We start from the raw sequence: 17748 nt of genomic DNA on the forward strand, positions 1-17748 counted from the left end.
ATCAACTCAAATCATTGACGAATGTTTTAAAAGCTAGTAGCATTATTTTGGTGAGGTGACATGTATGAATCCAATGGTCGAATTTTGTATAAGTAATTTGGCAAATGGCTCTCAAAAAACTTATGAAATACTAGAGCGCGATCCGAACATCGACGTTTTGGAATATGGCTGTCTCAGTTACTGTACAAAATGTTCAGAATCATTTTATGCAGTCGTCAATGGTGAATTAGTTGAGGCAGATTCTCCTGAAGAGTTGACGAAAGCCATTTATCAATTTATCGAAGAAAATCCGTTATGGTAATGAAGGCGTAATAGCTCATTCATATAATGATAAACGCTTACTAATACTAAATTTGAACATATAAAAAGGATGTTATGCCAAAAAAATCGACATAAACATCCTTTTTTATATTTGAACTAGTCATTTATGCCTCGGCATAAATGAAGTTAAATTAAAGCTTCCACCACATAAGTAGGTTGCTGCTCCTTCTCAAGTACAACCTTTGTTGGTGTAACACCTGTATTTACATGGATTGTGTCACAGCCAAAACGAATCCCACACATAATGTCTGTGTCATAATTATCGCCAATCATCACCATTTCATCTTTTGTAAAGCCATGCTCTGTCGCAATGACTTCAAGCATTGCAGGTGATGGTTTACCGATATAGATTGGCTCAACGTTTGCAACCTCACCTACTAATCGGGCAAACGACCCATTACCTGGTAGAAATCCATGTTCTGTCGGGAATTTAATATCTTGATTCGTTGCTATAAACGTCGCACCATTTTGCACAGCAACTGTCGCTTTCGCAAGTGCCATATAATCTAGATTTCGATCGATCCCCATAACAAATACCTCTGGCTCATCCTCGGTAGGTTCAATGTTCTCATTAAATAACGCTTTACGAATACCATCAGAGCCTAACATGGCTACTTTTTTGCCAGGGAAATTCAGGGCTACATATTTCGCTGTAACTAATGCACTAGAGTAAATATGCTCTAAGGGTGCAATCACACCTATGGCGCTTAAAGCTTCCTGCAGCTGCTCTCTTGTCTTAGAAGAATTATTTGTTACGTAAAATGGCTCGATTCCTGCTTGTTGTAACCGATGAATAAAAGTAACCGCAGAAGGAATGCCTTCCTTTCCACGGTACACTGTACCATCTAGATCAAAGCAATATGCCTTGTAGGTTTTCATTGATGATCCTCTGGCAAAAATGCTGAAACAGGGCCAAGTTCATTTGTTAAATAACTATTCACAGCTGGTGAAAATTGCTTTAACGTTGGTAAAGTTGTTGTTAACACATTTACAACTTCCTGAACATCTACATCTGTAAATTCACGAACAAGCATTTTACGTAAGCCAACTACTGCTTTTAACGGTGCTTCCATTTCAGTAGATACGACTTTTTCATCGATTAAAATATCAATAATATCCTCATAGCTTCCTGGATCACGCATAATGAAGCCATCAATCATTAAATTTCCTACATCCATCATTGACTCCATCACATTGTGACCAATTCGCTCGATTGCTAATTTTTTAATATCATTTTCTAGCCAGCTATCATCCGACTCTAAAATAGCTAATAGTCCATCTAAGTACTGTAAATTTTTTGTGATTTTATTACGATCTACAAAATACACAAGGAAAGCCCCCATTCAAATCTTTAAAAGTTGATAGTCATTTCTCTTCTATAGTACCATATCTATAGGACTGGAAGGAGATTAAAAGATGGAACGTTTTTTTTTATATGATGATGTAGAAGATACGAAAACACGCTTTGTTAGTTTTGCCGGGGACAAGTTACGTTATGATTTAGCCATTTTGCAATCGGGTCGTTTCTTTGGAAAAGTGCTTGTCATGGATATCCAATTTGGACGCTTTGCTATAATTGGTCCAGATGATGTAGAAGAGCCTGGTTATCTTGAACACGTATACAATCGCACAGAGGAAGAGACAGTCGAGCTACGAGAATATTTACGTGAATTATTAAATTAATACCCAGAGTCTCACGATTAAAGTGTAACCACTTTATGCCCCTCCAAATTGGGTGTTTTTTTGTGTCTGTAATGATAACCATTAAGAATTTAATACAAAAAATTCCGCTTTTCTGCAGACATAGGCATATACTTTGCGTACTGTTCAACAGAAGGATGGCGGAATTTTTTTGTAAGTATCTTAAATTTGAATCTTACTTGAGGAGCATTATACCGTGGCCCCTATTTTTCATTATTTAAAGTAGCAGGATTATCCTTATTGTGAGGCTTGTCTTTGTTTTCATTGTCGTTTTGTTTTTTGGCTTGTTGATTTTGCCCAATTACTGCTAAGTCATCAACACTAATATCAAAACCAAATCCATATTCTTCTCGATCTAACGATTTTTTATTTTCTTTCGTCAAATTAATCACCTCCAATAAATAAATTATCCTTTTTCACATGATTTATACGCTTTGTCTTTCTACCCCAACAATATTAGTGTTATGTTGCATCTTTAATAATCCAATCAGTAGCACTAATTAAATCTGGAAAAACCGCATCTGCCAACGGATCTTTCTCACCTAAAAATACTCCCTTAGTTCCCGCTCGTTTTCCTGCTATGATATCTGTATCCGTATCTCCCACCATGTAGGATTTTGCCAAGTCTATATTATATTTTTCACCCAAATCAACGATTAATTTACTATTGGGTTTACGGCAGGCACAGCCCGACTTTGGTTTATGGGGACAATATACGACTTCGTGAATAGTAGCCCCTTCCTTCTTCAATTCTTTTACCATATGCTCATGTATTTTTTGTAGCTGCGTTTCTTTCATATACCCCAATCCAACGCCGCCTTGATTGGTTACTACAAATATATAGTCGAAGTATTTATTCAATTTTTTTATAGCTTTCGGAACATGCGGTAGGAAATAGAGCTCCTTTGGTTTATTTACAAATTTAACGCGATCCGTTAATACTTCATTAATGACCCCATCACGATCCAAAAATACAGCTTTTTTCATCTAAACAACACACACCTTTAATATAAAATAAGTAGGTTGGTATAATAGCCAAGAATAAAACAATTTTTTGCATTCATTTTTATTATTACCAATTTTTAAAAAACCTATCACTCCAAAGTAAAAACCTGATGCAAATCGCATCAGGTTTTAAAAGTTTATTCTGCTATTTGTTCATCCTCAACAAGCTTTGTCACTTCATGATCTTCATTTACTTCAGCTTCTAGCTGTTGAGTAGATTTACCGGCTTTGCGCAAGACAAAATATGCACAGCCAAAATTACAATACTCGTATAAGTAATCTTGTAGTGTACTAATCTTCGTATCGAAAGTGGCTTTCTGATTTTTATCGTCAAAAAAGCCTTTTAAGCGTAATTGATTATAGCCCCAGTCTCCCACAATATAATCATATCTGGCTAAAATATCTGAGTATCGTTCCTTGAATACTTCCTCTTGAAAAGCTTCTTTGTAATCTACAGTAAGCTCGTATTCATATCCTTCAATATTGATCAAAGTGACACCACCTTCCATTTCAACATTTACTTTTACAGTTCTGCTTGTAATTGACGTGTTTTTGTTGCTTCATTAACTTGTTCATCAGCATGATAACTACTACGTACAAGTGGTCCAGCTTCACAATGCTTAAATCCTTTTTCCATTGCGATTTTGCGCAGTTTACCAAACTCTATTGGAGAATAATACTTTTTAACAGATAAATGCTTTTTCGTTGGCTGTAGGTATTGACCAATTGTCATAATATCTACGTCATTTGCTCGTAAATCATCCATAACTTCTAAAATTTCTTCATGTGTTTCACCTAAGCCTATCATTAAAGATGACTTTGTAGGGATGTCTGGTTGCATTTCTTTCGCCAAACGAAGAAACTCTAATGAACGCTCATATTTTGCGCGCGCACGTACTCTCGGCGTTAAGCGACGTACTGTTTCAATATTATGATTTAAAATATCTGGCTTCGCATCCATTAAAATTTGAAGGTTCTCTTTTAAACCACCTAAATCGGACGGTAAAACTTCAATTGATGTAGACGGACTCTTACGACGAATCGCACGTACCGTTTCAGCTAATACTTGCGCACCGCCATCCTTTAAGTCATCACGCGCGACCATTGTAATAACAACGTGCTTCAAGTTCATAATTGCTACAGAATCTGCTACGCGTTCTGGCTCAGCTAAGTCTAATTCATTTGGTAAGCCTGTTTTAACAGCACAGAAACGGCAAGCACGTGTACAAACAGATCCAAGAATCATCATTGTTGCTGTACGTCGTTCACCCCAGCATTCATGAATATTAGGACAGCGTGCTTCCTCACATACTGTATGCAGATTTTTTTCACGCATGAGCTTCTTTAGCCCTTTATATTCATCATTTGTGTTTAATTTAATTTTTAGCCAATCTGGTTTTCTTAAATATTCTTCTTTTTCCTTACTTGTAGGTTTACAAGATGTCATACGGATATCGCCCCTATCAAATATGTGCATTTTTTATATTACTATCTTCACTGTTGTCAATGTAACATAATAAATGAACTCCAACAACTATCATAATCCATTTTGCCACGGCAAAATTGCGTCTGGAATAGGCTTTGTGCGTGCACAAAGAACTCCTTTTCGATTCCGTGACATCCGCCGGAGGCTTTACCTTCTTTCAGAGGGTGTTTGGAAACCCGCTGAAAGAAGGCAAACATTTCTACTTTTTAGGAGAGACAGGTATTTGAATTGAAGGTGCCTCTTCACTACCATTTGAATAGACATCTGGAACTGCCCCTCTTACTAAGCCCATTGCCACCGGAATATCCTGAGTAACTGTAGTAGTTTTACTAGCAAATGGGACAATAATTTGGACATTTACCTCTATATGAATCTCTACCGACATATATGCGCTATTAATACCATATTCCTTTATTGAAGAAGTAACTTCACTATGCACATTGCCAATGACATGAAAGCGTATCGGAATTTTAGGTCCTAAGTTCCCAATTAAAGGGATATTAGCCGCCTGACTCAATGGCATATAAAAAACTACCCCATTACCTTCATTAATCTTGTTATAATCATATTCAACATTATCAACATTTGGCAAATGTGATAACTCCCCTTGCTCTGCCTGCTCTAAATACAATTTTACTTGATTTACCGTTTCTGTTCGAACTCGATTAATCGTTTCTGTATTAATTTTCAAATCAGCATGGTTGCCAGGGGACACTTCTACAAGAATATCATTAACATCCATAACGCTTGAAGTACGAGAATCAATCGCTTTACTCACAACGGAGGATGCAATCTTACCCGTTTGTATTTCAGCATAATCTAAGTAGGTCGGCATAAGCTTCGCATTTAAATAATAAATAAATAAAAAGACACCGATAATAATGCAAACAACTAATAGGGTTAAACGATTCAATCGTTTTCCCTTTTTTCTATAGTTACCATAAGTACTATATGATCGTAATTTCATCCTTTTTCGAGGGAAAAACAAAAAAATCTCCTCCTGTTCCATAACGTATGAACAGGAGGAGATTTTTATTCGATTTTCGATGGTGCAACATAATCCGCTTCAACACTTTCAATTGTTGCGGTTGGGTAGTCCATTAAATTTATTTCATATGTAGCTGTTAATAGTTGATTTTGCTCCTCAAAGATACGAATCCACGGTAATGCTGCATTCAATGTATTTTGTCTTGATACAATACCTCGACGTCCATCCGATAATTTTAAAATAACACCGTTAGGATAATGTACAACAGACCTTTTCAATGCATTCACAATACGTGCATCATATAAAGTTCCAGAGCCTGCTTCTACGATTGCTAGGCCCTGAGAAGGTAGCATTTTTTCACGATAGACACGACTTGTAGTCACCGCATCAAAGACGTCTGCTACACCAATAATTTTTGCAAACGGGTGGATTTCAAAATCAACTAAGCCCCGTGGATAGCCACTCCCATCAATCCGTTCATGATGTTGGAAGGCACAATGTGCAACAATCAATGATATGGAATGTAAATTGCGTAACAAATCAAAACCATACCGAGTATGCTGCTTCATCGTTTCAAATTCCTCACACGTTAAGCGCCCAGGTTTTGTCAGGATCTCTTTTGGTACCATAAGTTTCCCTATGTCATGTAACAAAGCACCAATCCCAATTAAACGTAAATCCTCAGCTGAGTATCCAAGCTCTTTAGCAATTGCTATCGAATAAAGAGTAACTTGAAAGGAGTGTTGATATAAATATTCATCAAATAAATACGCATCTGTTAGTATTGTTAAAATTTCATCATTGCCACTAACTGCCGACAGTAACTCATCTACAATTGAGACAATTGCTTTTGATTGTTGGTCAAGCACATAAGAGGCATTTACTGGATTTAAACCATTGATTGATTGGAAGGAATCTTTAATGGTTGAAATTGCTTTATTTCGAATAACAGCTGGAACTGTTTCCTGTACTTCAATACCCTTAGAAATTTCATCGTCAATATATAAATAATGCGTATTTAATTGTTGAAGTCTTTGTATGATACGTTCATTAATGACAACATCTTTCTTTAAAAGAGGGTGTCCCGCCTCATTCCAAATGGTTCTTGCTAATACCATTCCTTCTTCTAATACATCGATTGAAATTAATCGCATGACCTTTTTCCCCAATCCGTTCTAAAAGCGTTTTATCTACTATTGCTGAAAGAATCTTTGCCCATAATCTATCATAATGTTTCGTAAAAATTCTGGTAGAATATATTTTTTCTTAGCATATTTAAAGCTTGGATAAAAATAACCGAACGTAAACAAATCAAGTGTTACTAATTTATAAATTCGATCGTAATCTGCAAGCTTCCCATTAATAAGTAATTGGCGATCTTCATTCATTGAAAAGCCATAAGTTAACATCTTCCCAAAGATAACGCCTCTAAACCCTAATCCCTTTAGCTCAATATAGGGCCATTCTTCATTTTTAGATTGCTGAAAAATTTCTTTCATTTCAGCAACTGATAATTCAATCGTACATAAATTTATAGGATGTGGGAAAATTCTATGCAAATCTAGTGCCGTCACTGTTCCCTTAGGTAAACCATCTAAAAAAATCCCCGCGTTAAATAACGCACAATCCGCTCCACTTTTCTCTAAAATGGCCCGCGCAAACAAATCAGATAATTGAGAATAATGGAACCATTCCTTGTTGTACGATTTTTTCGTAGCGAATACTGGAATATCAAGTAATTGTATGCCTTCTTTTTCTAAAGACTGAACAATTTCATTTTCATTTTTAACTGTAGGCAAATCTTTATTATGAATTAAAGTATCCTTTTTTTCAACAATTTTCCTAGACTTTTTATCATATTCTAACAAAAGATGGCCAGTATATTGTCCAAATTTTCCTCCACCTGTTAATAAAACGCCATTAATTAGCTTTCCATTTGGAAGAACATGGTGTGTATGTGAACCGAATATAACATCTATTTCTGGGCATTCCTCAGCTAAAAGCTCATCCTCTGTTATTCCTAAATGAGACAAACAAACAATAATGTCTACTTCTTTACGAAGCTGATATGCTAAGCGAATAAGCGTGCTTCGTGCCACATCTATCTCCCAGTTTAATTCCTTATAATAAATTTCAAACATAGCAGTTGCTGCAATAACCGCAACCTTTGTACCATAAGCAGTCGTTAACACAACATACGGTTTCATCCACGCTGGGTTTGTTCCATGTGAAGCATTTACATTGGCAACTACTACGTCAAAAGCTGCTTCATCATATAGATGGTACAGCTCCTCATGGGACAATGTTATTCCTTCATTATTACCAATTGTCACTACGTCGTAGCCAGCTTCATTCAATAATCTCACATTGCCCTTACCCACTGTTGCTTCTGTATAAATATTTGAACGATCTAAATGATCGCCGACATCAAATAAATAGCTTGTTTCTCCTATGGTTGTTAGCTTAGAACGCATTTCTTTCACATAGCTTTGCATTCGTGGCCAATACTTAAAATGACTGTGCAAATCATTCGTGTGAAAAATATGAATTTTTTCCAGCAATTAAGCCACCTCTTCTTTAAAATAGCTTCTATGTCTGTAGAAGACTTGCTATTAACTAATCAGAACGAATTAGACCTTAATATCAGTATAAAGTCGATTTATAGATACTTCCAATCAATATTGGCTCATCATCAAAAGTTGTGGATGACATTTATTAAAAGTATAACTTGTATATAAGTTGATTGGAGTGGAGGCTGGGCGACTCATCGAACGCCCCCAGGAAACTTTGCTCTGTGCGAAAGCGAAGCGTCAGCAACAATGTTTTATCTGCGCGAAAGCAAAGCGTCAGCGGCAAATGTTTTATCTGTGCGAAAGCGAAGCGTCAGCAACAAAGCGCCCAGTCGGAACGGAAATCAACCACACGTTTTGGTGAAGAGTCTCAATATTACAATAAACCTTCGATAATAGAACGAAGTCCTAATAATAATAAAATAACTCGAAGTGCTACTACAAGAGTATCTGATTTAATTCTTTTATTTAATGCTGCTCCCAACTTGGCTCCAATATAAGCTCCTGGAATAACAGGAATCGTATAGAGCCATGGCACGTGTCCTAAATAAATATGACTCGCTGAATTAACAATCGACGATAAAAATACCATGAACATCGATGTTGCCACTGCAACGTGTGGTGGGAATAAAAATAAAATAATCATAGCAGGCACGATCATCGAGCCTCCACCGATACCAAATAATCCAGAGGCAAAGCCAATAGCAAATGTTAATATAAAGGCAAACCAGATTGGATACCCATAGACAAAGGTATTTCCTTCTTTATCTTCGAATTCCTGTTGCATACCGTTTTTTACAAACCATTCTACAGGTTTCAATTTATCACGTACAAGTAATATCGTCGCCAAAACGATTAGTAAAATACCAAAATACAAATTAAATGATGGTAAATCTAGCCCCTTATTTACCCATGCGCCTAGCATTGTTCCAGGAATACTTCCTATAAAAAATATCCAACCACTCTTATAATCAACTGTTTTAGATTTCATATAGCTTAACGTAGAGGCAAGTCCAGTAAAAATCATCATGACAACAGATAAGCCAACCACTTTTTGAGGAGTGATATCAGGGATCATCCCTAAATTTAACCCAACGTATAATGTTGCTGGGACTAAGATAATTCCTCCACCAAGCCCAACTAATGAGCCAATTAATCCAGATAATAATGCAATAATAACTAAAACAAAAAATTCCATTATAGTTCCCCTTCAAACATGTTTAATTGTTTTGGTGCTAATCCTATATCTTTAATCGCTAAAATTCCTTGTAACTCCTTTGCGTTTTTAGCAGCATGAAGTCCTGAATTATTATTAAATAATACATACAGGTCCTGTACTTCTGATTGGAGATGTTTCAACTGCTGTCCAAGCTGCTGCAATTCTTCACGATTGTAATCATATAAAAAGCGAACCTTCCGCCAGTTTTCGGCATTACCAGTATTGCGCCACCCATGAATGTTACGTCCATGAATACGTACAAGTGCCTTAGCCGCAGTAACAGTAGGATAAAATGGTACAGAACCTACGCCAGCCTGTGGTTCATCACAAATTGTATGAATGAGTTGATGTTCTCGTAAAAAATCCATTGTTTGCTGCACTACATTGTCCGCGTACCATGTTCGATTGCGAAACTCAATCGCTACATCAAAGCTTTTAAGCTGCTGCCTAATATACAATAGATATTGTACATTTTTAGTCTGACAATCAAACCATGGTGGGAATTGTGCTAGTACCATTGCTAGCTTTCCATGACCCTTAAATTCATTGGCACATTCGATAAAGGCATTAAACATGTCATTCTTTGATTCAAACGGTATGTCGCCACGTAAATGACCAGTCATTCCCTGATAGGCCTTCACAACAAAACGAAAATTTTCGGGTGTATCCTCACACCATTTCCGTACATTTTCTTTAGAAGGTATGGCATAAAAAGAAGTATCTACTTCAACCGTTAAAAAATGACCTGTATAATCGAATAATTTGTCCTTTGAGGCAGTCACTTCACTATAAAGCGAAGGATGATCACCCCAACCAGTTAATCCAACTATAATCATGTGACCCCCTCCTCCATGTACATTTATCATAGCATACACTTTCTAATGAAATATGAACGTATCGTAAAAAAACATACCTTATAAATTAGGGCGGCAAAGATAGATATTACCATCATTTTCCCATATGATAAAGTAAAGGTTTTCATCATAGCGTGGGGTTGATTTCCGTTCCGGCTGGGCGCTTTGTTGCTGACGCTTCGCTTTCGCACAGATAAAACATTTGTTGCTGACGCTTCGCTTTCGCACAGATAAAACATTTGTTGCTGACGCTTCGCTTTCGCGCAGAGCAAAGCTTCCTGGGGGTGTCCGATGAGCCGCTTCACCTCCACTCCAATCAACCTAAGCACATGGTAAACGTTTTAATAAATGTCATTCCGAACTGTCGATGGAGTCAAAAAATCTGAAATTCAACGCAAAGGATAATGATGTATATGATTACAGAACTACAGAAAAATGAATTTTACAGGTGTAAAGGGTTACTAAATAAGCAAGGGCAATTAGAAGCGAAGGCAGTCGTAGAGGGAGTGAATCCTGGACGAATATTTGTTAATCAAATCGATACACCTCAATCAGCACTTATTTGGTTAGGCAACAACGATGGGTTTTTATTTATAGGGAATGAAGATAATGAACAATTTAATAATCAAATAAATGGTTTTGTAGATCGAGTAATTGTATCCGAAGCGAAGAAAGTGGGGTTACATTACTTCGAAGGCATTGGTAACCATCCGAAGTGGAATCAAACGATTGAAAAAATATTTAAACATCGTAAACTTGGTAGTTGGAAGCAAAGAGTATATAAGCTTCATAAAAATAACTTTATAGTAAATAATGAGCCCGATATTAAAGAAAGCTACACTGTTTTAAAAATCGATAACGCTCTGTTTGAAGATAACACCATTAAAAACTCCGCTTTTTTACAGTCTAAAATATTATCGTTTTGGTCTTCAGTTGAGTGTTTCTTGAATAAAGGGATTGGATACTGTGTCGTTTACGATCATCACATTGTTAGTCTTTGTTTTTCAGGCTTTGTTGTTGAAAATGTCCACTGTATAGATAGTGAAACATTAGAAGCTTACCAAGGAAATAAATTAGCTCAAAAGTTAGCTCACCATTTTGTAAAAGATTGTTTAGCACAAGATTCGATTCCATATTGGGATTGTATGGACTCAAACAAACCATCTATCGCTGTAGCAGAAAATATAGGATTTACTAATATTTTTAACTATGTAGGATACGAGTTTTCATTTAACTAATAAGGTGAAACCCCGTGAAGTGAATCATGTCCACTTAACGGGGTTTCATTGTAGTTAGATTTTAATTAATAAAACTTCACTACATCTTCAAAAGGTAAAGAAGTTTTTTCTCCTGGTTGTTCATTTGGTTCACCAAATGGCATTTGAGCTACTAGGCTCCATTCTGAAGGAATATTCCAAGTTTCTTTAACTTCCTCGTCAATAATAGGATTATAGTGCTGAAGAGATGCGCCAATTCCTTCAGTAGTTAAAGACATCCAAGTTGCGTACTGAAGCATTGCACTTCCTTGATGTGACCAGAATGGGAATTGCTCTTTATATGAAGGTGCGTTTTCTTGCATTTGTTTGATCGTTGCTTGGTTTTCAAAGAATAAGATTGTGCCTACACCCTCTTTAAATCCTTGTAAACGCTCTTCAGTCGCAGCAAAATTTTCTGCCGGAACACGTGCACGTAATGTTTCTTTGACAATGTCCCAAAACTTTTCATGTTCATTATCCATTAAAACTACTACACGTCCACTTTGCATATTAAATGATGATGGCGCATGTACACTAATTTTTAATAGCTCTTCAATTTTTTCTTTTGTAATTGCTGCGTTCTTTTTCACTTTACGGATTGAACGACGATTAATAATTGCTTCTTTTAAATTAGTTGTTGTTATTGACATTTGTATTTCCTCCAAATTTTAATTAGATTAATTTATCTACATAGATTTTTACAAGTAGCTGTATTTTATACACTACTGTTTAAATCTAAATTTACATTACCTATTTTTTTAATTGCTGATCGATAACTTGTGCTATTCTTTCTTTACTAGCTAATCCTTGGATCATTTCATCTCCAATAATTAATGTAGGAACGGCCGTAATATTCGCTTCTTCATAAGCATGCTTTAAAGCCTCTTGATGTGCTTCACGATATTTACCTGAAAGTAAGGCTTCTTGGAATTCTTCTTTAGGCAGACCTACCTCATTCGCTAATTGAGTTAACACTTCTACATCCTCAATATTTTGTTCCTCTTGGAAAAACGCTGTGAAAACTCTATGATGAAATTCATTTCCTTTTCCATATACTTTAGCGAATTGATATCCTTCAAAAGCTAAATTTGTATAAGGATGTGGAGATACACGCGGTAATCGCATATCAATGCCTAGCTTTTTGGCTGTAGGGAGAATATAGGAATCCCACGACCCTAATTTAACAGGCTCTTTCCAAGGATCAATTTTAGGATATGGTTTAGGCCTTAATTCAAACGGCATCCATTCTATTTCAATATCCTTTTCTTTTGCAATTTCATCTAATGGACCTTTCCCTAAAAAACAGAAAGGACAAATAAAATCCGAATATGCTTTTATTTTAAGAGTCACCCAATAAAACCTCCCTTTCTCTTTTTAGTTGTAACCATTTTAGTTACAACTAAGTCAAATAAAAAATGCATTCAGATCAATTATGCCGAGGCATAATTGCGTCCGGAATCGGCTTTGTGCTGGCACAAAGAACTCCTTTCCGATTTCCGTGACATCCGCCGGAGGCTTTAACTTCTTTCAGCGGATGTATGGTCATCCGCTGAAAGAAGTTAAAAGAATGCATTTATTGCGATTGTTGAATTTCATGGATTAAAGATGTAATCACTTGTTCCATAGTAATATTGGCTAATACTTGTTCCATAGCTTCTTGTGCTTGCACTAAAATTAGCTCTAACACAGCCTGTATATTTGCACCAATAGGACAATCAGGATTTGGATTTTCATGTAGATGAAATAACTTATCTTCTTCTACAACTTCTACTGAACGAAAAACCTCTAGCAAAGTGATAGCTTCTAAATCTTTGACTAAAGAAGCTCCACCTGTTCCCCTGCGCACTTGCACGATACCTGCCTTTTTAAGATAGGACACTATTTTCCTAATCACTACTGGATTTGTATTTACGCTTTGCGCCATAAATTCTGATGTGCAAATGGTCGATGGATTTTGTTTGATGATTGATAAAATATGAACAGCGATTGTAAAACGACTGCTAATTTTAATATTCATCACCTCCGGCTGTAACCATTATAGTTACAACGAGAAAATAAGTCAACCGTTTAATTTAAAAAATGACTTTGCACAATTCCCTATACACAAAGCATAAAATAAGTAGATGGTTAACAAAAGGAGGACAATGATGTATCCTAATCAATATTATTATCATTATGCTCGACAGTATAATGATAATTATCATATGCTAAACGACGCCCAACTTGTAAATGATATTCAGAAGGCAATTAATGCTGAGTATAGTACTATTGCTTGTTATGAGAAGTTAGCCCATATGGCTCCTACTGAGGATGAAAAGAATAGAATACTTGAGATACAAAAGGATGAAAAACGTCATTTCAAGGAATTTAGCAAAATATATACAAATTTAACAGGAAGAGAGCCATCTTATGAAATAATTGATGAGTGCCCGGATAACTATAGGGCAGGAATCGAATTTGCTTTTAAGAATGAACAAGAAACCGTTGATTTTTATTTAGAAATAGCAGATAAAGCAAATGATCCAATTATTAAAGAAAGATTTAGACGTGCAGCAGCGGACGAGCAAAATCACGCTGTGTGGTTTTTGTTTTTTTTTCAAAAAGCCCCGAGATAACACTTATAAATAGGGAAACTCAAAATTACAGTCATCAAGATACATTACATCCTTCTCTATTAACATCCCCTCAAATGTTGGGTGAATACTTAACCCAATCAATATTTGATAATTTTCTAGGACACTTTAACAATTTTAATAATACATTGGGGCATATAAATGCTTTTTTACCATTTTTCGGACATAATTGGGTACCGTTATCTAATGACGAATCGCAGTTATTCGTAACAAACTCAGAAAACAATAAAATAGCATATGTGGCTAGGAGTCAGATGGAAAAAGACAATATATCTCTGTACGAAACGTTTATAGCGTTTAATGTTCCTACTGATGATTTTCCAAGTGTTTTTCCTCAACTTTATAACGGCTCTTTGAACCATCAAAACAACATTAGGTACTTACCCTGAAGATCAAAAGAAGGAGACGATTTTCAAAGTTCGTCTCCTTCAATCTAAACGCTACGCAGATTTTTTACCTTTATATCAAAAAAATAAATTACATAAAATCTTTAAGAAAGTCCCTTTTATTAGGGCTTTTTTATTTAATTTCTTTCCATAAAGACAATGCGAATATCCAATTTGGATCTCCATATCCTTGATAGCTTTGAACAGCTTCATATTTTTTACCTTGGTGCTCTACTTTATCACCTTTTGTATACGCCTTATATGGACTCCATTGCTCATATGACGCCCCTTGCTCTTTTGTAGTCACAGTTAAAATGGAACTTTTAATAGATTCATTTCCAGCTGCATCAACAGCAGTAACTGCATACGTATATGTTGTATTTGATTGTAGATTCATGTCCATAAAGGATGTAGTTTTTGACGTTCCAACTACAGTCATTTGTCCTACTTGTATCCCTCGATATATAACATAATGGTCAATTGCTACATTATCCTCTGATGCCCCCCACATTAAGTCTACACTTGAGGCTGTTACGCCCATCGTGTGAAGTGAAGTTGGTTGCGTTGGTGCTTCCGTGTCTGGAACTGCATTCATTGTCTCTACAGCTATAGACTCACTTTCTTTTGAAACATTTCCAGCCGCATCGACTGCCTTTATTGTATATGTATATTTTGTATTCGCTTTTAAATTTTTATCTGTGAATGTTGTTCCCGGTACATTTCCAACTACTTTACCATCACGGAAAACTTGATATTCTTTTACACCCACATTGTCCGTAGAAGGATTCCATTTTAGCTCAGCACTGTTAGAAGTGACTTTCGTTGCTTGTAATCCATTTGGTTGAGATGGAGCTTCCTTATCTATATCCACATTATTCACCAAATTAACATCAATTACATTATAGAAAGCATTTGCAGTATTTGCGACATCCCAAACAGCTAAAATAACGTGGTAGCCACTACGATCAGTTGGTACGTTAATTGTATGAGTTAAATTAGTTGATGCTTCAGTACCGTTATGTTCAACAGTTCCAATTGGCTCAAGATCAGCACGGGTTAATGGTTTATTAGGATCCCATCCCTTTTTCGTAATATAATAGTGCCATTTGCTTGTTAAATGTGATGCAGTGTACTTCCATGTAAAAGTATTTGGTCCCCCTGTAATCGTATTCTTAAACCAGCGATTTACAGATTGTTGATCGAGGATGCCATCAAACTGACCTCCTGCAGATGCAATTTTACCATCAACTGGTCCACCTTGCGGAAATCCTTTTTTGGCCTCTAAGCTCTGTGGCTCATACATAACCCTTCCACAACTCAAGTTAAGCGCGCCATAACTTTGGCTACATAAAGCAGCACGGCTAGCTGGTTTTTCAACAAACCCATGTGCAGATGCATTTGGCGCCATTGCAATTCCCATAATTCCAGCTGCTAATATGGCAGCACTTATTCCCTTTTTACTTTTACTTAATTTTGTGAATTTAGTATTCATATAAGTAGTCTCCTTATCATTGAAAATGTATTTCTACTCGTATGATAGCTATGGATTAAAAATTAAGCAAACTATGGATGAATATGATAAAAGTCACATTATACTGTTATGTTTTTTCGCCAAAGATGTGTATTAATAGCTCTAAATATAACAAATATCTTATAATAATGTGCCTTTTCATTTAAAAGAACTATGTATTTTATTAAAGTGTTCATAAAATATTCAAATTAAAATTTGTCGATTTATGATCTTCTTCACAAGTTTTTATCCCGCGTAAAATAGGTCGGTAAGCTATGTAAACAACATCTGCATAAAAAAAACCGAGTGCAATGCACTCGATTTTTATAAAAGGAATTTGAGGGCAATAAAGGTTTTTGCACTAAGCGTAAAACCCTTATTTACCAACGATTTTCGGCGTATTATCCGATTGAACCTTCCATCTCGAATTTAATTAGACGGTTCATTTCTACTGCGTACTCCATTGGTAATTCTTTTGTGAATGGCTCGATGAAGCCCATTACGATCATTTCTGTCGCTTCTTCTTCAGAAATACCACGAGACATTAAGTAGAATAATTGTTCTTCTGATACTTTAGAAACTTTCGCTTCATGCTCTAAAGAAACGTTATCATTTAAGATTTCGTTGTATGGAATTGTATCTGAAGTAGATTGGTTGTCCATGATTAACGTATCACATTCGATGTTAGAACGTGCACCACTTGCTTTAGGGCCGAAACGAACTTGACCCATATATGTTACCTTACCACCTTGTTTAGCAATCGATTTAGAAACGATTGTTGAAGATGTGTTTGGTGCCATATGAATCATTTTCGCACCTGCGTGTTGGTGTTGGCCTTTACCTGCTAATGCGATTGATAATGTCATACCACGAGCGCCTTCACCTTTTAGAATACAAGCTGGGTACTTCATTGTTAACTTAGAACCGATGTTACCGTCGATCCATTCCATAGTACCATTTTCTTCAACAACTGTACGTTTTGTTACTAAGTTGTAAACGTTGTTCGCCCAGTTTTGAATCGTTGTATAACGGCAGTATGCATCTTTACGTACAACAATTTCTACTACTGCTGAGTGTAAAGAGTTTGTCGTATAAACAGGAGCTGTACAACCTTCAACGTAGTGTACGTGAGCGCCTTCATCTACAATAATTAACGTACGTTCGAATTGACCCATGTTTTCAGAGTTAATACGGAAGTATGCTTGTAATGGCGTTTCCACTTTTACACCTGGTGGTACATAGATGAATGATCCGCCTGACCAAACAGCTGAGTTTAGCGCAGCGAATTTGTTGTCAGTGTAAGGAATCACTTTGCCCCAGTATTGTTTGAAAATATCTTCGTTTTCACGTAAAGCTGAGTCAGTATCTTTGAACACAATACCAAGGTCTTCAAGGTCTTTTTTCATGTTGTGATAAACAACCTCAGATTCGTACTGAGCAGATACACCTGCAAGGTATTTTTGCTCTGCTTCTGGAATACCTAATTTATCAAAAGTAGCTTTAATTTCATCAGGTACTTCATCCCAAGATTTTTGTGTAGCTTCTGATGGTTTTACGTAATACGTAATTTCATCAAAATCTAAATCTCCTAGGTCGCCACCCCATTGCGGCATTGGTTTTGTATAGAAAGTTTCAAGTGCTTTTAAGCGGTATTCAAGCATCCACTCTGGCTCTTGTTTCATATTAGAAATTTCACGGACGATTTCTTCAGTTAAACCACGTTTTGAACGGAAAATTGATACGTCCTTGTCATGGAATCCGTATTTGTAATCGCCAATATCAGGCATTTTTTTAGCCATCGTTTCTCCTCCGTTCATGT

Annotated in this window: 20 protein-coding genes; 4 read left to right on the forward strand and 16 right to left on the reverse strand. The window is 36.2% G+C overall.

Annotated elements, in window-relative coordinates; all coding sequences use genetic code 11:
- The first annotated feature begins 64 nt into the window (after positions 1 to 64).
- Positions 65 to 301 carry a YuzB family protein gene (locus ACIQLB_RS16010; protein WP_053484208.1) on the forward strand — a complete coding sequence of 79 codons (237 nt, stop codon included), beginning with the start codon at positions 65 to 67 and terminating at the stop codon, positions 299 to 301.
- 146 nt (positions 302 to 447) lie between these two features.
- Here ACIQLB_RS16010 and ACIQLB_RS16015 read toward each other — a convergent pair whose 3' ends face one another.
- Together ACIQLB_RS16015 and ACIQLB_RS16020 are read right to left on the reverse strand one after the other, a co-directional pair.
- On the reverse strand, positions 448 to 1200 hold the full coding sequence (locus ACIQLB_RS16015) for a TIGR01457 family HAD-type hydrolase (RefSeq protein WP_400727675.1): 753 nt from the start codon (positions 1198 to 1200) through the stop codon (positions 448 to 450).
- Complete coding sequence (locus ACIQLB_RS16020; RefSeq protein WP_400727678.1) at positions 1197 to 1649, reverse strand: DUF86 domain-containing protein; 453 nt, start codon at positions 1647 to 1649, stop codon at positions 1197 to 1199. The genes ACIQLB_RS16015 and ACIQLB_RS16020 overlap by 4 nt, the downstream gene beginning before the upstream one ends.
- Positions 1650 to 1737: 88 nt before the next feature.
- Between ACIQLB_RS16020 and ACIQLB_RS16025 the strand changes: the two genes are divergently transcribed.
- Entirely contained in the window at positions 1738 to 2004 is a 267-nt protein-coding gene (locus tag ACIQLB_RS16025; RefSeq protein WP_053484211.1) for a DUF3055 domain-containing protein, read from the forward strand.
- Positions 2005 to 2225: 221 nt separating this feature from the next.
- On the opposite strand, the gene ACIQLB_RS16030 is transcribed toward ACIQLB_RS16025, so the two are convergent.
- The 9 genes from ACIQLB_RS16030 to ACIQLB_RS16070 all read right to left on the reverse strand — a co-directional run bounded on the left by ACIQLB_RS16030 (position 2226) and on the right by ACIQLB_RS16070 (position 10126).
- Positions 2226 to 2420, reverse strand: coding sequence for a hypothetical protein (locus tag ACIQLB_RS16030; RefSeq protein ID WP_400727682.1), 195 nt, complete (start codon positions 2418 to 2420; stop codon positions 2226 to 2228).
- Positions 2421 to 2484: 64 nt separating this feature from the next.
- On the reverse strand, positions 2485 to 3009 hold the full coding sequence (locus ACIQLB_RS16035; protein ID WP_053484213.1) for a D-glycero-alpha-D-manno-heptose-1,7-bisphosphate 7-phosphatase: 525 nt from the start codon (positions 3007 to 3009) through the stop codon (positions 2485 to 2487).
- Between the two features lie 155 nt (positions 3010 to 3164).
- Entirely contained in the window at positions 3165 to 3518 is a 354-nt protein-coding gene (locus ACIQLB_RS16040) for a YutD family protein (protein WP_400727686.1), read from the reverse strand.
- Positions 3519 to 3550: 32 nt separating this feature from the next.
- Positions 3551 to 4474, reverse strand: a complete 924-nt coding sequence (gene lipA / locus ACIQLB_RS16045; protein WP_400727689.1) for a lipoyl synthase — start codon at positions 4472 to 4474, stop codon at positions 3551 to 3553.
- A 238-nt stretch (positions 4475 to 4712) separates the two neighbouring features.
- Entirely contained in the window at positions 4713 to 5522 is an 810-nt protein-coding gene (gene yunB / locus ACIQLB_RS16050) for a sporulation protein YunB (protein WP_400727692.1), read from the reverse strand.
- Between the two features lie 23 nt (positions 5523 to 5545).
- The gene (locus ACIQLB_RS16055) at positions 5546 to 6655 is read right to left on the reverse strand and encodes an HD-GYP domain-containing protein (protein WP_400727695.1); all 1110 of its coding nucleotides are present in this window, start codon (positions 6653 to 6655) and stop codon (positions 5546 to 5548) included.
- 39 nt (positions 6656 to 6694) lie between these two features.
- Positions 6695 to 8062: a bifunctional metallophosphatase/5'-nucleotidase gene (locus ACIQLB_RS16060; protein ID WP_400727698.1), complete on the reverse strand. Its 1368-nt coding sequence runs from the start codon at positions 8060 to 8062 to the stop codon at positions 6695 to 6697.
- Positions 8063 to 8447: 385 nt separating this feature from the next.
- The gene (locus tag ACIQLB_RS16065) at positions 8448 to 9269 is read right to left on the reverse strand and encodes a sulfite exporter TauE/SafE family protein (protein WP_400727700.1); all 822 of its coding nucleotides are present in this window, start codon (positions 9267 to 9269) and stop codon (positions 8448 to 8450) included.
- Positions 9269 to 10126 (reverse strand): DUF72 domain-containing protein, encoded by an 858-nt coding sequence (locus ACIQLB_RS16070; protein WP_400727703.1) that lies wholly within the window; start codon positions 10124 to 10126, stop codon positions 9269 to 9271. Before ACIQLB_RS16070 ends, ACIQLB_RS16065 begins: the two co-directional genes overlap by 1 nt.
- A 431-nt stretch (positions 10127 to 10557) precedes the next feature.
- On the opposite strand from ACIQLB_RS16070, the gene ACIQLB_RS16075 reads away from it, so the two are divergent.
- Positions 10558 to 11382: a GNAT family N-acetyltransferase gene (locus tag ACIQLB_RS16075; protein ID WP_400727705.1), complete on the forward strand. Its 825-nt coding sequence runs from the start codon at positions 10558 to 10560 to the stop codon at positions 11380 to 11382.
- Positions 11383 to 11447: 65 nt separating this feature from the next.
- On the opposite strand, the gene ACIQLB_RS16080 is transcribed toward ACIQLB_RS16075, so the two are convergent.
- From ACIQLB_RS16080 to ACIQLB_RS16090, 3 genes are all read right to left on the reverse strand, one after another.
- Positions 11448 to 12050 (reverse strand): nitroreductase family protein, encoded by a 603-nt coding sequence (locus tag ACIQLB_RS16080; protein WP_400727708.1) that lies wholly within the window; start codon positions 12048 to 12050, stop codon positions 11448 to 11450.
- Between the two features lie 100 nt (positions 12051 to 12150).
- Complete coding sequence (locus ACIQLB_RS16085) at positions 12151 to 12750, reverse strand: DsbA family oxidoreductase (RefSeq protein ID WP_400727710.1); 600 nt, start codon at positions 12748 to 12750, stop codon at positions 12151 to 12153.
- Positions 12751 to 12973: 223 nt separating this feature from the next.
- Positions 12974 to 13411, reverse strand: coding sequence for an Rrf2 family transcriptional regulator (locus tag ACIQLB_RS16090; RefSeq protein ID WP_400727903.1), 438 nt, complete (start codon positions 13409 to 13411; stop codon positions 12974 to 12976).
- Positions 13412 to 13547: 136 nt separating this feature from the next.
- Between ACIQLB_RS16090 and ACIQLB_RS16095 the strand changes: the two genes are divergently transcribed.
- Positions 13548 to 14015, forward strand: coding sequence for a ferritin-like domain-containing protein (locus ACIQLB_RS16095; protein ID WP_400727713.1), 468 nt, complete (start codon positions 13548 to 13550; stop codon positions 14013 to 14015).
- A 537-nt stretch (positions 14016 to 14552) separates the two neighbouring features.
- On the opposite strand, the gene ACIQLB_RS16100 is transcribed toward ACIQLB_RS16095, so the two are convergent.
- Both ACIQLB_RS16100 and sufB read right to left on the reverse strand, forming a co-directional pair.
- Positions 14553 to 15911, reverse strand: coding sequence for a lytic polysaccharide monooxygenase (locus ACIQLB_RS16100; RefSeq protein WP_400727715.1), 1359 nt, complete (start codon positions 15909 to 15911; stop codon positions 14553 to 14555).
- 419 nt (positions 15912 to 16330) lie between these two features.
- Positions 16331 to 17728: a Fe-S cluster assembly protein SufB gene (sufB, locus tag ACIQLB_RS16105; protein WP_049669101.1), complete on the reverse strand. Its 1398-nt coding sequence runs from the start codon at positions 17726 to 17728 to the stop codon at positions 16331 to 16333.
- Between the last annotated feature and the right edge of the window lie 20 nt (positions 17729 to 17748).

The organism is Lysinibacillus sp. NPDC092081, from assembly GCF_044755845.1.
Classification (GTDB): Bacteria; Bacillota; Bacilli; order Bacillales_A; family Planococcaceae; genus Lysinibacillus.

Bases quoted from the DNA above. Each gene is read 5' to 3' on its own strand.
- ACIQLB_RS16010 (WP_053484208.1), top strand. From the start codon at position 65: ATGAATCCAATGGTCGAATTTTGTATAAGTAATTTGGCAAATGGCTCT.
- ACIQLB_RS16015 (WP_400727675.1), bottom strand. From the start codon at position 1,200: ATGAAAACCTACAAGGCATATTGCTTTGATCTAGATGGTACAGTGTAC.
- ACIQLB_RS16025 (WP_053484211.1), top strand. From the start codon at position 1,738: ATGGAACGTTTTTTTTTATATGATGATGTAGAAGATACGAAAACACGC.
- ACIQLB_RS16035 (WP_053484213.1), bottom strand. From the start codon at position 3,009: ATGAAAAAAGCTGTATTTTTGGATCGTGATGGGGTCATTAATGAAGTA.
- lipA (WP_400727689.1), bottom strand. From the start codon at position 4,474: ATGACATCTTGTAAACCTACAAGTAAGGAAAAAGAAGAATATTTAAGA.
- yunB (WP_400727692.1), bottom strand. From the start codon at position 5,522: ATGGAACAGGAGGAGATTTTTTTGTTTTTCCCTCGAAAAAGGATGAAA.
- ACIQLB_RS16055 (WP_400727695.1), bottom strand. From the start codon at position 6,655: ATGCGATTAATTTCAATCGATGTATTAGAAGAAGGAATGGTATTAGCA.
- ACIQLB_RS16065 (WP_400727700.1), bottom strand. From the start codon at position 9,269: ATGGAATTTTTTGTTTTAGTTATTATTGCATTATTATCTGGATTAATT.
- ACIQLB_RS16070 (WP_400727703.1), bottom strand. From the start codon at position 10,126: ATGATTATAGTTGGATTAACTGGTTGGGGTGATCATCCTTCGCTTTAT.
- ACIQLB_RS16075 (WP_400727705.1), top strand. From the start codon at position 10,558: ATGATTACAGAACTACAGAAAAATGAATTTTACAGGTGTAAAGGGTTA.
- ACIQLB_RS16080 (WP_400727708.1), bottom strand. From the start codon at position 12,050: ATGTCAATAACAACAACTAATTTAAAAGAAGCAATTATTAATCGTCGT.
- ACIQLB_RS16095 (WP_400727713.1), top strand. From the start codon at position 13,548: ATGTATCCTAATCAATATTATTATCATTATGCTCGACAGTATAATGAT.
- ACIQLB_RS16100 (WP_400727715.1), bottom strand. From the start codon at position 15,911: ATGAATACTAAATTCACAAAATTAAGTAAAAGTAAAAAGGGAATAAGT.
- sufB (WP_049669101.1), bottom strand. From the start codon at position 17,728: ATGGCTAAAAAAATGCCTGATATTGGCGATTACAAATACGGATTCCAT.